The organism is Plantibacter sp. ME-Dv--P-095 (assembly GCF_030209365.1).
Lineage (GTDB): Bacteria > Actinomycetota > Actinomycetes > Actinomycetales > Microbacteriaceae > Plantibacter.
Genome location: NZ_JARVSB010000006.1, coordinates 283,347 through 296,080 on the forward strand (window position 1 = coordinate 283,347; position 12,734 = coordinate 296,080).

11 protein-coding genes are annotated in these 12,734 nt (G+C 70.7%); 6 read left to right on the forward strand and 5 right to left on the reverse strand.

The window, feature by feature from the left end; all coding sequences use genetic code 11:
* The first annotated feature begins 61 nt into the window (after positions 1-61).
* Both QRN26_RS09720 and QRN26_RS09725 read left to right on the forward strand, forming a co-directional pair.
* Positions 62-730: an ABC transporter ATP-binding protein gene (locus QRN26_RS09720; protein WP_056009017.1), complete on the forward strand. Its 669-nt coding sequence runs from the start codon at positions 62-64 to the stop codon at positions 728-730.
* The gene (locus tag QRN26_RS09725) at positions 727-2,466 is read left to right on the forward strand and encodes a hypothetical protein (protein ID WP_285036382.1); all 1,740 of its coding nucleotides are present in this window, start codon (positions 727-729) and stop codon (positions 2,464-2,466) included. The genes QRN26_RS09720 and QRN26_RS09725 overlap by 4 nt, the downstream gene beginning before the upstream one ends.
* 118 nt (positions 2,467-2,584) lie before the next feature.
* On the opposite strand, the gene QRN26_RS09730 is transcribed toward QRN26_RS09725, so the two are convergent.
* On the reverse strand, positions 2,585-3,586 hold the full coding sequence (locus tag QRN26_RS09730) for an iron-siderophore ABC transporter substrate-binding protein (protein ID WP_285036383.1): 1,002 nt from the start codon (positions 3,584-3,586) through the stop codon (positions 2,585-2,587).
* Positions 3,587-3,876: 290 nt separating this feature from the next.
* Here QRN26_RS09730 and QRN26_RS09735 point away from each other — a divergent pair, with 290 nt between their 5' ends.
* The gene (locus QRN26_RS09735) at positions 3,877-4,446 is read left to right on the forward strand and encodes a hypothetical protein (protein WP_285036384.1); all 570 of its coding nucleotides are present in this window, start codon (positions 3,877-3,879) and stop codon (positions 4,444-4,446) included.
* Positions 4,437-5,276, forward strand: a complete 840-nt coding sequence (locus QRN26_RS09740; RefSeq protein WP_285036385.1) for a hypothetical protein — start codon at positions 4,437-4,439, stop codon at positions 5,274-5,276. Before QRN26_RS09735 ends, QRN26_RS09740 begins: the two co-directional genes overlap by 10 nt.
* Before the next feature lie 193 nt (positions 5,277-5,469).
* On the opposite strand, the gene QRN26_RS09745 is transcribed toward QRN26_RS09740, so the two are convergent.
* From QRN26_RS09745 to QRN26_RS09760, 4 genes are read right to left on the reverse strand one after another with little or no spacing between them, the layout of a single operon-like run.
* Positions 5,470-6,273, reverse strand: coding sequence for an ABC transporter ATP-binding protein (locus QRN26_RS09745; RefSeq protein WP_285036386.1), 804 nt, complete (start codon positions 6,271-6,273; stop codon positions 5,470-5,472).
* 1 nt (position 6,274) lies between these two features.
* Entirely contained in the window at positions 6,275-7,318 is a 1,044-nt protein-coding gene (locus tag QRN26_RS09750; RefSeq protein ID WP_056008997.1) for a FecCD family ABC transporter permease, read from the reverse strand.
* On the reverse strand, positions 7,315-8,385 hold the full coding sequence (locus tag QRN26_RS09755) for an iron chelate uptake ABC transporter family permease subunit (RefSeq protein WP_082455935.1): 1,071 nt from the start codon (positions 8,383-8,385) through the stop codon (positions 7,315-7,317). Before QRN26_RS09755 ends, QRN26_RS09750 begins: the two co-directional genes overlap by 4 nt.
* 4 nt (positions 8,386-8,389) lie before the next feature.
* Positions 8,390-9,340 (reverse strand): siderophore-interacting protein, encoded by a 951-nt coding sequence (locus tag QRN26_RS09760; RefSeq protein ID WP_082455934.1) that lies wholly within the window; start codon positions 9,338-9,340, stop codon positions 8,390-8,392.
* Between the two features lie 121 nt (positions 9,341-9,461).
* On the opposite strand from QRN26_RS09760, the gene QRN26_RS09765 reads away from it, so the two are divergent.
* Both QRN26_RS09765 and QRN26_RS09770 read left to right on the forward strand, forming a co-directional pair.
* Positions 9,462-11,624, forward strand: coding sequence for an ATP-dependent Clp protease ATP-binding subunit (locus QRN26_RS09765; RefSeq protein WP_082455933.1), 2,163 nt, complete (start codon positions 9,462-9,464; stop codon positions 11,622-11,624).
* A gap of 110 nt (positions 11,625-11,734) precedes the next feature.
* Positions 11,735-12,712 carry a PrsW family intramembrane metalloprotease gene (locus QRN26_RS09770; RefSeq protein WP_285036387.1) on the forward strand — a complete coding sequence of 326 codons (978 nt, stop codon included), beginning with the start codon at positions 11,735-11,737 and terminating at the stop codon, positions 12,710-12,712.
* The last annotated feature ends 22 nt before the right edge of the window (positions 12,713-12,734 follow it).

A 12,734-nucleotide genomic window follows, 5' to 3' on the forward strand; every position in this document is an offset into this window, starting at 1 on the left:
GATCACTCGGATCCGTCGCGCGGCGGAGGACACCCGGGCACCCGCCTGACAGGATGGAACGATGTCGGAACACGTGGGGGGACCGGCTGCCGAGACGCAGCCGCTGATCGAGGCCGACGAGGTCAGCGCCGTGATCGATGGCGAGACCCTGTTGGCGCCGACGGACATCCGGGTCGAGCGGGGGATGGCGCTCGCCGTCCGAGGACGCAACGGCTCCGGCAAGACGACCCTGCTCCGGATCCTCAGCGGCCGGATGCGCCCGTCGAGCGGCACCGCGACGATCGGCGGCCGGACGATCGACGATCGCGACCGCACGGTCCGACGATCGGTGTCCGCGCTCGTGGGCACGCCCGCCTACGCTCCCGACCTGACGCTCCGCGAACACCTGCGCTACATCTCCACCACCTGGGGTGTCACCGGGGGCGCGGCCGACGATGCCGCCGACGAGCTGCTCGCCGAGCTGCGCATCGACGCGCTCGCGCGACGGTTCACGACCGAACTGTCCTCGGGCCAGTCGCAGATGTTCGCCCTCGCGACGGCACTGGTGCGGCCCTTCGACGTACTCATCCTCGACGAACCCGAGCAGCGCCTCGACGCCGAGCGGCGGGCACTGGTCGCCGATCGCATCGTCCTCGCGAAGGAACGCGGAGCGGCCGTCGTCTTCGCGAGCCACGACCCCGGACTCATCGAGCGGATCGCCGACGAGGCGATCACGGTCGAAGCGCCGTGATCACCCCCGACGTCGGCACGGCACGCGAGGACCGTCGCGTCTTCAGCGCGAGCCGCGCGGTCCTCGCCGCGCGCGACGGTCGCCCACGGGCCACCGACATCGCGTTCGTCCTCTACGCCGGGCTGCTGACCGCCCTCATCGCGGGTGCGCCGCTCGTCCGGTTCGCGGTGCTCGGACTGATCGAACCCGATGCCGCCGGCGTGGTGTCGGCCGTCCGCCCCGGGGTGGTCGCGTTGATCGCGGCGGTCACGACGATCGTCGTCGTGCTCGGCGCGCGGTCGCGTGGCCCGGTCGTGCCCCGCCCGATGTCCGTGCAGTTCCTCGCGGACTCGCCGCTCCCCAGGCGACTGACCCTGCGCCGGCCCTTCGTCGGCTCCGTCCTCGCGCTGACGGGGCTCTCGGTTCTGGCGGCCGGGGTGGTCGGCCTGTCGCGCCTCCTGGTGTCGGGGGAGCCCGCCGCCGTCTCCGTCGGGGCGGCAGCCGAGAGCGCCACGCTGATCGCCGTCTCCGGCCCGACCTCACCCGCCGTCGTCGTCGCCCTCCTCATCGGTGCCGTCGGGTTCGCGCTCCTCCTCTCGGTGGCCTGGCTGGTGGGCCAGCAGGGGTCACGACGCACCGTCGCGGTCGTCGCCTCCGTCGCCGGTGGAGCAGGGATCCTCGGGCTCCTCGTCCCCGGTGGGCTGCTCCTGTCCCCGTGGGGGTGGTTGGGACTGCTCTGGTCGCCCGTCGTGGGCGGCGTCGAGAGCCTCGTGCTCGGGAGCGCCCTCGCGACCGGCGACTGGGCGGCACTGTTCACCTGGGGTGGCGGCGGCTCGTTCGCGGTGGTCGGCGTGCCGGTCGTGTGGTGGCCGGCGGTGGCCCTGGTCCTCCTCGGACTCCTCGCGCTCCTGCTCGTCCCGCGCGAACTGGACCGCCTTCGGAGCGGACCCCTGCTCGAGCAGGCGTTGCGGTGGCAGCGCGTCGGGATGATGGTGCAGAGCGGCGACGCCTCCGGTGCCGTCGGCGGCCTGCGCGCCTCGCCGACGCGGGGCCGTCGGATCCCGCTCCGGATGAGTGGTCCGTTCTGGCTCGTCGTCCTCCGCCGATCGGTCGTCGGCGCACGCCGCACGCCGGGACGGATGCTGCTCGGCTCGTCGGTGCTCGGCGCGTCGGGAGCCGCGGTCGTCGTCGCGCTCGGTCTCCCGGACGGCGTTCGGTGGATGCTCGCCCTCCCGGCCGTGTTCGGCGCCTACCTCGCGGTCGGCGTGTGGTGTGATGCCGTTCGGCACGGGATCGACAGTGCCGGCGCTCCCACCCTCTACGGCCGGAGCCCGCGTGCGCTCGTCCTCGCCGGTGCCGTCGCGCCCCTCATCGCGGTCCTCGGGTTCGGCGGCGTCGGTGCCGCGCTCGGCCTCCTGGTTGCCACGACGTCCGGTGGGACCCTGCTCCTGCAGCCGCTGGGGTGGTGGCTGCTGCTCGGGCCCTGGCTCGTCGTGCTGCGGGTCTTCGACGCCGCGAAGGGGCCGCTGCCGATCGGCCTGCTCATGCCGATCCCGACGCCGGTCGGTGACGTCTCGTCCCTCAACGTCCTCATCTGGCAGTCGGACGCCGTCCTGTTGGCGTTCCTCGTCGGTGGAGGGCTGACGGTGCTCTTCCCGGTGTCTGCCGGGGTGGCCGTCGCGCTGCTCCTCGCCGCCCTGCTGCTCGTCGGGTTGCTGGGCGCGATGCGGGTGCGGACGCTGGTGCGGCCGGCCTGAGCGACGCCGGCCTGACTCGTCTGACGCGCTGCGTCGCCGCCGGAGCGCACGAGAGCCGGAGGGAACACACGGTTCCGTCCGGCTCTCGGGTGCGGCCCCTTGCGGGGTGCCGCTGTGCCTACTTCGCGACCTTGGCGGCGGCCTCGGCGAGCTTCGGGACGAGCTGCTCGAGGACGACGGGGATGCTCAGCACCGATGCGGCGCTGTAGGCCTGCGTGAGCTCGTCGGTCGGGTCGAGGACGATGGCGCGGCCGTCCTGCACGACGGGGAGGCTCGCGAGGAGGGGGTCACCGGTCGTCTCGGCGGCGGTGAAGCCGATCGGGAGCATGACGGCGATGTCGGCGTCGAAGGCGGAGACCTGCTCCGCCGACACGGCTGCGTAGAAGCCGGCCGTCTCGAGGTCGAGGACGGCGGGGTTCTGTCGGAAGCCGAGGTCGGCGAGGATGTCGAAGCGCCCGTCGCCCTCGAGGTAGGCACCGTAGGCGTCGCCGAACTTCGTCGCGGCGACCGCGGTGAGGCCGGCGAACTCCTGGTGGAGGTCTGCGGCTTCGTTGATGGACTGCTTCGTGGCGGACACGAGCGCGTCGCCCTCCTGGGTCTTGCCGAGCGCAGCGGCGACCTGCTCGAGCTGGACGTCCCACGGGGTCGCGAACGCGGCGGTGCCCTTCGGTGCGAAGACCGTCGGGGCGATCTTGGAGAGTCGCTCGTACTGCTTCTCGTCGCCAGCGGAACGCGTGTTGAGGATGAGGTCGGGCTCGAGGGCCTGGATCTGTTCGTAGTTGACGGTGTCGCCGCTGTCCTCGATGATCTCCGGGGTGACGTCGCCGAAGAGCTCCGTCGCCCACGGGCCGACGCCCTTGTTCTCGGCTCCGAGGGACTGCCAGTCGTAGACGCCGACGGGCACGACGCCGAGGGAGAGCGCCATCTCCGCGTCCGACCAGCCGAGTGCGACGACGGTGAGGTCGCCGGCGGGTTCGGGGACCGTCACCTCACCGAACATCGTGTCGACGGTGCCGAGCGTGCCCGTGGACGCGTCGTCGGTGGAGGACCCGGCGGTGCAGCCGGCGAGGGCGAGGCCGGCGACCGCGAGCGCGGCGACGGCGGTGAGGGTGCGGGGCATGCGGCGCATGTTCTGCTTTCCGTAGAGAGTGCGGGGGATGAGGTAAGCCTAAGCTTCCCGGGTCACGTCCCGGTAACGACTGGTGGTTCGGCCAGCGCGGTGCGCTGACGCGAGCGCGGGTCTCTGAGGCGAGCGCGCCCCTCCGGAGACCCGCGCTCACCTCCATGGGGCGCGCTCACGTCAGCGCACCGCGCTGGCGAAAGGGCCAGTTGCGCGGCATATGTCGGTGTAGGCATATCTGCTCTGTGGATAACCCCGGGAGGGTGGGAGAGCACCCATAGCGTCGATGGATGCCAGTCACCCAACTTCCTCGCACCATCCCCGCCCTCGCCCTCGTGGCGTCGATCCTCGCCCTGACAGCGTGCACCGGCTCGGATCCGACACCCCCGTCGAGCAGTTCACCGCCGCCGGTGTTCGCGAACGAGGAGGAGGCGCTAGCGGCCGTGACGGAGACGTACCAGCAGTTTCTCGACACAGCGAATCTGATCCTGCATGAGGGTGGTTCGGCCCCCGAGCGCATCAGCGCGATCATGGCTCCGGAAGTCGCTGAGGTCGAGCTTGAGGCCTATGGCCGAATGCGAGACAACGGGTACCGATCGGTCGGCGACATCACGCTTGCCGATGTTCAACTGCGCGAGTTCTACAGCCATCCAGATGCCCTCGGTGTCGTTGCGCGGGCGTTCGCTTGCGAGGTGATCAGCTCGGTGGAAGTTGTCGATGCATCCGACCAGCCGATTTCGCAGCCTGGTCGAGCACCGGCAGTCGGCTTCGAGGTCTCCCTCGGCCTCGGTCCGAAGGACGGTTCCGAATTCATCATTCTCTCGAAAGAGGCAGAGGAAGGTGCATCCGCATGCGTTTAAAGAACATCGTCGTCGTCGCAGCGGTCGTCAGCATGGCGATCGCACTCGGCTCGCCCAGCGCGGTCTTCGCCGCGAGCTGTGGTTCCGCAGATGCGATCTGGGCTTGTCCCGGGAGCGGCTCGGTCGACATCGGTGGCAGTGTCGAGCGGCCCGGGACCGGGGGCGGGGGCTCCGGCGGCTCAGGCGGTGGTGACAGCGGTGGCGGTTCGACCGAGCTTCCGCCCGGCGTCACCGACGGACCCAACGGGGAACGCACCGTGTGTAGCCTCGTGCGTCCCGACGACTGCTACACGATCACCCCGGGTGAGCTGATCCCCGGCTTCGAACCCACACCCGCCGCACAACCGGTCACGATTCGGGACCTCGTCAGCTTCGCGCCCGCCGCCCCGACCGTCACCACCGAACCGGGGAGCTGGGGTGTGCGCGGGCTGCACACGAACGTGATCGCCGGTGCGTCTGGTCACACCCGCTCGGGCACCCTGCTCGGTCAGACGGCGGAGGTGAACTTTATCCCCGTGGGCTTCACCATCGACTACGGCGACGGCACCACCGCCACCAGCAGCACCGGCGGAGCCACCTGGGCGTCCCTCGGGCTCCCCGAGTTCTCCAAAACGCCCACCAGTCACCGGTACACGACCGCCGGGACCAAGACGATCACTGTGGAGGTCGAGTACGCGGCCGAGTACCGGGTCGGCGACAGCGGTTGGCTCCCCGTGATCGGAACCCTGACCATCCCGACGGACACTCCGCACCCCATCCAGATCGTCCGCAACGCGACCGTCGGTGTCGACAAGCCCTGCCGAACCGGCACACCCACCATCGGCTGCTGAACCCCGCACCGGTTCACTGCCGTGAGCGCGCCCCGGCGGCGTGAGCGCACCGCTCCGGAGGCCTGCGCTCACGTCACCGGGGCGCGCCCGTGCCCGCAGCACCGCGCTCACGCCAGCGCACCGCGCCGGCAGCACCGCCCTCACGCCAGCGCACCGCGCCGACACCACCCGCCCGCAACGAAGACGGGTCGGGTCAGTGCGCGCCCATGAGGGGGATGACCAGCGGCGTGTGCGACTCGGGGTCGTCGATGATGCGGCAGCGGAGCCCGAAGACCTCCTCCACGAGGTCGGCGGTCACGATGTCGGCCGGCGCCCCCTGGGCGACCACACGACCGTCGCGCATCGCGATCAGGTGCGTCGCGTACCTGGCCGCCTGGTTCAGATCGTGCAGCACCGCGACGAGCGTGCGGCCACCCTCCTGGTTGAGGCGGGTGAACAGGTCGAGGAGCTCCACCTGATGGGTGATGTCGAGGAACGTCGTCGGCTCGTCGAGCAGCAGCAACGGGGTGTCCTGAGCGAGCGCCATCGCGACCCACACCCGTTGACGCTGGCCACCCGACAGCTCGTCGACGAGCCGACCGGACAGCTCGGTGACGTTCGTCGCCTCCATCGCCGCGATCACCGCCGCCTCGTCAGCCGCCGACCAGCGCTTGAGGATCGACTGATGCGGGTACCGCCCGCGCGACACGAGGTCGATCACCGAGATGCCGTCAGGGGCGATCGACGTCTGCGGCAGCAGGCCGATGCGCTTCGCGACCTCCTTCGACGGGTACCGCGTGATCTCCTGACCGTCGAGCAGCACGTGCCCCTGCGTCGGCTTGAGCAATCGGGCCAGGGCACGGAGGAGCGTCGACTTGCCGCAGGCGTTCGGGCCGACGATGACGGTGAACGAGTCGTCGGGGATCGAGAGGTCGAGCTCGTGGATGATCGTCCGCTGGTCGTAGCCGACGCGGAGGCCGGAGCCGGCGAGTCTCGGGGTGGGGGATTCGGTCTTCATGTCAGCGCTTTCCCGCCTGCGTGATGAGCAGGGCGATGAGGTAGATGCCACCGAGGGTCACGGTCACCGCACCGACCGGCAGCGCGGCCGGGGCGATGATCCGCTGGGCCACGACGTCGCTCACGAGGAGCAACGCCGCGCCCATGGCGGCCGAGGGGACGAGGGTGATGCCGGCCGACTTCGTCAACCGACGCGCGAGTTGGGGTGCGGCGAGGGCGACGAAGACGATCGGACCGGCGACCGCGGTCACGGTCGCGGTCAGGGCGACCCCGACGACGAGCAGCAGCAGTCGCGTGCGCTCGACCGGGATGCCGAGCGCCTTCGCGATGTCGTCGCCGAGTTCGAGCATGCCGAGCCGACGCGACAGGAGTCCGAGCATCGGCACCAGGACGGCGACCGCGATCGTCACCGGGACGACGTCGCTCCAGCCGAGGTCGGCCAAGGAACCCATGCCCCAGCTCGCCGCCGCGATCGCCGCGTTGAGGTCCGCGCGCAGCTGCAGGTAGTCGTTGAAGGCGTTGAGGACGGCGCTGATCGCGATGCCGATCACGATGAGCCGGAACCCCTGGACGCCCCGCGACCAGGCGAGGACGTACACGACGAGGGCGGTCGCGAGCCCACCGACCAGCGCGCCGGTGACGGTCGCGGCGTACCCACCGCCGACGACGAGGGTGACGATGAGCGCACCCGTGAAGGCGCCGGAGTTGAAGCCGATGATGTCCGGGCTGCCGAGCGGGTTGCGGGTGATCGACTGGAAGATCGCCCCGGACAGCCCGAGGGCGATCCCGCCGACCACCGCGATCACCACCCGGGGCAGCCGCCACTCCAGCACGATCCGCAGCACGCTCTCCGAACCGTCACCCGCGAACGCCGCGAGGAGCTTGTCGAGCGGGATGCGGTACTCGCCCTGGGTGAGCGCGAACGCCCCGACGGCCAGGACGATCACGGACAGGATCGCGACGACGACGAGCTCGCGCCGATGCACCACCCAGCTGATCGGACCGAGGCGCACGGTGCGGCGCCCCGGCTCGGCGAACGCCGTCACAGCCCCTGCGCCTTCGACCGGCGGATCAGCACGATGAGCACGGGCGCCCCGATGAACGCGGTCACGATCCCGACAGGCATCTCACCCTGCACGGCCACCCGCCCGAGGAGGTCGGACAGCAGGAAGATGATCGGGGCGAACACCATCGTGAACGGCAGCGTCCAACGCTGGTCCGGACCGACGACGGCCCGGGCGAGGTAGGGCGACATGAGCCCGAGGAACGCGATCGGCCCGGCCGCCGCGGTGGCCGAACCGCACAACAGGGTGATCGCGACGACCGACAGCACACGCGTCCGGAGGACCTTCGTGCCGAGCGAGGTCGCGAGGTCGTCCCCGAGGGCGACGGCGTTGAGCGACCGCGAGACGACGAGCGCGAGCAGTGCGCCGACGACGAGGAACGGCAGCACCCCCAGGAACACGTCCAGCTGGCGATTCTGCAGGGAACCGGCCTGCCAGAAGCGGATCTTGTCGAAGATGTCGGGGTTCCGGATGGTGATGGCGAAGGTGACGCCCTGCAGCGTCGCGGAGAGGGCGACTCCGGCCAGGACGAGGCGCACCGGGGTGGCGCCCGCCCGCCCACGCGAGCCGATCACGTAGACCACGACGGATGCGACACCCGCACCGGCGAACGACCACCAGACGTAGGAGCCGAGGTCCGCCGTCCCGGCGATGGCGACGGCCAGGACGACCGCCAGGTACGCCCCCGCGTTGACGCCGAGGATGCCGGGGTCGGCGAGCGGGTTGCGGGTGACCGCCTGCATCATCGCCCCGGCGAGTCCGAGCGCCGCACCGACGCCGATCGCGAGGAGCATGCGTGGCACGCGGAACCCGGTCACGAGGATCGCGTTCGTGTCGCCGCCGCCCTGGGTGAGCGCCCGCCACACCTCCGACACGCTGATGGTGCCCGAACCGATGAAGAGGCTCGCGGCGGCGATGACCGCGAGGAGGAGGATCGCCGCGACGAGCAGGAGCCAGCGCGCGGTCGTCGTCCGGGCGATCCCCGTCGAGGCCTCGCGGGCGCGGGCGGCCGCGGTCGGGAGCCGCAGGCTGTCGAGGTCGGCGCTCACCGGCTCATCGGTTGTCTTCGGCCCTGCCGTGGCGCCAGTAGCCCATGAACGCGACCGACTTGCGGTCGACGCCGCATCCGGAGACGAGGTGCCTGCGCAGCGTCTTGATGGCGGAGGCTTCCCCCGCCAGCCAGGCGTAGAGCGGCGCACTCTCGAGGACCGGCCCTCCGGTCGCGTTGACGGGCGCCTCCCAGAGCAGCTGGGTGTCGACGTCGACGTCCTCGAGGGCGGGCTGCGTGGCGATCGTCGCGGTGTCGACCGACGGTGCGAGACGCCCGGCGATCCGCTCGACCTCGGGGATGAGGAGGGTGCCGACGGGCTGGGTGCCGCGGGGGAGGACGATGAGCTCGACGCCGTCGGGCTTCGTGGAGAGGGCGGCGACGTCGTCGGCGTGGGGGAGTTCGACGACGGCGATCCCGCGGGCGGTGTCCGGCAGGCTCTCGAGGATGCCGGCGATCGCCGGGAGTGCCGTCTCGTCACCGGCGAGGAGGACCTGATCGACCGTCGCGGGGGCGTGCCAGTCGATGCCGCCCGCCGCCACGGCGGACCGCGCGTTCGGGACGTTGACGATGAGCTCGTCGCCCACCTCGGCGTCCATCGCCCAGGAGGAGGCCGGTCCGACGCGGCCGTGGATGGCGATGTCGACGTCGAACTCAGCGAGCTCCGGCCGGACCTCGCGGATCGTGTAGGTCCGCATCGGGTGACGCTTGTCGTTGGGCAGCATCCGCCAGGCCTGGTACCAGTCGTCGTGCATGGGTAGCTCGTCGAACCCGGTGTCGGGCAGCGGGAAGAGCAGTTTGATGCGCTGATCGTGGCGGTTGTCCGCGATGTGCTGGACCTCGGGCCCCGTGAACGTGAACCGCCGATAGCTCGGGCTCACCTGCTCGATCCGCCGGACGACGGCTGCGAGGAGGATGAAGATCGAGTCGGGGGTCTGTTCACTGAGGCGAGGCATCGATAGGTAAGCCTACCCTTCGACGAGCTGGAGGGCACCTGTCGTGTGGATCTTGTCGCCCGCTCGGCACGGTGGTAAACTTGAGTCAGCTTCACTCAAGTTTGAACAGGAGACCGTACCCATGCCAGCAGGCCAGACGCCTCAGCAGGAGGATCAGCGCAGCGCGCTCGAGCAGTACGGCGTCAACCTGACCGAGATCGCCGCGTCGGGCAAACTCGACCCGGTCATCGGCCGCGACGCCGAGATCCGTCGCGTGAGCCAGGTGCTCACCAGGCGCACCAAGAACAACCCCGTCCTCATCGGCGAACCCGGGGTCGGCAAGACCGCCGTCGTGGAGGGCCTCGCCCAGCGGATCGTCGCGGGCGACGTCGCCGACAGTCTCAAGGGCAAGCAACTCGTGTCGCTCGACCTCTCCGCCCTCGTGGCAGGCGCCATGTACCGCGGGCAGTTCGAGGAGCGACTGAAGGCCGTCCTCAAGGAGATCGACGAGTCCGACGGCCAGATCATCACCTTCATCGACGAGCTGCACGTCCTCATGGGCGCCGGCGGCGGTGAAGGCTCCGTCGCCGCGGCGAACATGCTGAAGCCCATGCTCGCCCGCGGCGAACTGCGCCTCATCGGCGCGACCACCCTCGACGAGTACCGCGAGTTCGTCGAGAAGGACGCCGCCATGGAACGGCGGTTCCAGCAGGTCTTCGTCGGCGAGCCGAGCGTCGAGGACACCATCGCCATCCTCCGCGGGTTGAAGGAACGCTACGAGGCCCACCATAAGGTGGCCATCGCCGACAACGCGCTCGTCGCCGCCGCGTCCCTCTCCAACCGGTACATCACCTCCCGCCAGCTCCCGGACAAGGCCATCGACCTCATCGACGAAGCGGCCAGCCGGCTCCGCATGGAGATCGACTCCGCCCCGGTCGAGATCGACGAACTCCGACGCAGCGTCGACCGCCTCAAGCTCGAGGAGCTCGCGCTGAAACGGGAGAAGGACGACGCCTCGAAGGAACGCCTCGCCCGCCTGCGGGAGGACCTCGCCACACGACAGCAGGCGCTCGGTGAGCTGCAGGCACGGTGGGAGAAGGAACGCGCGAGCCTCAACCGGGTCGGTGACCTCAAGAAGCAGCTCGACGCCGCCCGCAGCAAGGCCGAACGCGCACAGCGCGAGGGCAAGCTCGAGCAGGCCTCGAAGCTCCTCTACGCCGACATCCCGCAGCTCGAACGCGAGTTGGCGATGGCGGAGTCCGCCGAGCAGGACGCCGACGGCGAGCCGCGGATGGTCAACGACCAGGTGACCGCCGAAGACATCGCGGCCGTGATCGCCGCCTGGACCGGCATCCCCGTCGGCCGACTCCTGCAGGGCGAGACCGAGAAACTGCTGCACCTCGAGCAGGAGCTCTCCCGCCGACTCATCGGTCAGCACCGCGCGGTCGCGGCCGTGTCCGACGCGGTCCGCCGCACCAGGGCCGGCATCTCCGACCCCGACCGCCCGACCGGGTCCTTCATGTTCCTCGGCCCCACCGGCGTCGGCAAGACGGAGCTCGCGAAGGCGCTCGCCGAGTTCCTCTTCGACGACGAGAAGGCCATGGTCCGGATCGACATGTCCGAGTACGGCGAGAAGCACTCGGTCTCCCGGCTCGTCGGAGCCCCTCCCGGGTACGTCGGCTACGAGCAGGGCGGTCAGCTGACCGAGGCCGTGCGTCGGCGCCCGTACTCGGTGGTGCTGCTCGACGAGGTGGAGAAGGCGCACCCGGAGGTGTTCGACATCCTGCTCCAGGTGCTCGACGACGGGCGACTGACCGACGGTCAGGGCCGCACGGTCGACTTCCGGAACGTGATCCTCGTGCTGACGTCCAACCTCGGCTCGCAGTACCTGATGGACGCCTCGCTCTCCCTCGAGCAGAAGGAGGAGGCCGTCCAGCAGCTGGTGCGCCAGGCGTTCAAGCCGGAGTTCGTGAACCGGCTCGACGACATCGTCGTGTTCCAGCCGCTCAGCGAGGAGGAGCTCGGCCAGATCGTCGAGCTCTACATCGACCGCCTGCAGCGCCGCCTCGGTGAACGTCGACTGCATCTGGCCGTGACCCCCGATGCCCGGGCCTGGCTCGCGGAGCGCGGGTACGACCCGATGTACGGCGCCCGTCCGCTGCGTCGACTCATGCAGCGGGAGATCGACGACCGCCTGGCACGGTCGATCCTCGACGGGTCGATCCGTGACGGCGACACGGTCCACGTCGGGCTGGCGCTCGACGGCGACGGCCTGACGGTCGAGCGCGCGGAGGTCCCGGCCTAGCGTTGCCCGGCCACCCCCGAATGGGGGAGGAACCCCCTGTCGTGCAGCGGGCGACGCGCACTAGCGTGATCCTCGCGATGGGCCCGATCGGCGCGCCCTGAGAGGACCCGATGTCACACGCAGCCCCGAGCACGACCCCTGAGGCGATCGAACCGCCAGCCCCGATCTGGCGACGCCGCCACGCGACCACCTGGTTCTTCTTCGGCGGGCTGGGCCTCTGGGCGTTCCTCCTCCTCGTGCCGCACGTGCTCCTCGGGAACCCGGCGGTCATCCCCGCCTGGATCCTCCTCGGCTCCGGCCTGGCCGCGGCGACGCTGCTCCTCGTGATGGTGCGGCGCCTCCAGCCGGGCGACGGAGTCACCATCCCCGTCCTGCTGTGGGCGGTGCTCGTCGGCGGATTCGTCGCGATCTCGCTCGGCAGCACCTTCGACTCCCTCATCGGCGTGGCCGCGACCGATCTGCACGACAACCCGCGCGACGTCGGTCTGTTCTTCGCCGGGGTCGCTGAGGAACTCGCGAAGATCATCGCGGTCGTCATCCTCGCCTGGCGCCTGCCGCGCAAGACCGCTCGCGGCGGCCTCTTCGTCGGCGGGGCCGTCGGCATCGGCTTCGCGGTCCTCGAGAACCTCTGGTACATCGGGCAGGGCTGGGCGCAGGGCGTCGAGGACACGCAGAAGCTGGCCGCCGGCGCGACTCCGATCGAGACGATCATCGCCCACCCGTCGTTCGAGGCGGCTCGAGCGGCCGTCGGGAGGACGATCTTCGATCCCGTCGGTCACCCGCTGTGGACGGCGCTCCTGGCCGCCGCGGTGTTCGCCGCCGCCCGCAACGGGCGCTTCCGCCTCACCGTCGGCGTCGTGCTCGCCTACCTGGGCGTGGCGCTCATGCACGGGCTGTGGGACGGGAACGCCGTGGTCTGGGGACTGCTCTTCCCCGACATGCCGGCACTCGGTGTCCTCAGCCTGCCCACCCTCGTGGTCCTCGTCGTCGTCTTCGCCCTGGTGTGGCGGGCCTGGGCTCGTCGGATCAACCGCGAGGCCGGGGTCGAGTCGCTCCACGTTCCGCGTCGCCGGCGGACGAAGGTCTGACCGCCACGCCTCCTGCACCGCG

Excerpts from the sequence above, each read along its gene's own strand:
- QRN26_RS09720 (WP_056009017.1), top strand. The coding sequence starts at position 62 with ATGTCGGAACACGTGGGGGGACCGGCTGCCGAGACGCAGCCGCTGATC.
- QRN26_RS09730 (WP_285036383.1), bottom strand. The coding sequence starts at position 3,586 with ATGCCCCGCACCCTCACCGCCGTCGCCGCGCTCGCGGTCGCCGGCCTC.
- QRN26_RS09735 (WP_285036384.1), top strand. The coding sequence starts at position 3,877 with ATGCCAGTCACCCAACTTCCTCGCACCATCCCCGCCCTCGCCCTCGTG.
- QRN26_RS09740 (WP_285036385.1), top strand. The coding sequence starts at position 4,437 with ATGCGTTTAAAGAACATCGTCGTCGTCGCAGCGGTCGTCAGCATGGCG.
- QRN26_RS09745 (WP_285036386.1), bottom strand. The coding sequence starts at position 6,273 with ATGAAGACCGAATCCCCCACCCCGAGACTCGCCGGCTCCGGCCTCCGC.
- QRN26_RS09760 (WP_082455934.1), bottom strand. The coding sequence starts at position 9,340 with ATGCCTCGCCTCAGTGAACAGACCCCCGACTCGATCTTCATCCTCCTC.
- QRN26_RS09765 (WP_082455933.1), top strand. The coding sequence starts at position 9,462 with ATGCCAGCAGGCCAGACGCCTCAGCAGGAGGATCAGCGCAGCGCGCTC.
- QRN26_RS09770 (WP_285036387.1), top strand. The coding sequence starts at position 11,735 with ATGTCACACGCAGCCCCGAGCACGACCCCTGAGGCGATCGAACCGCCA.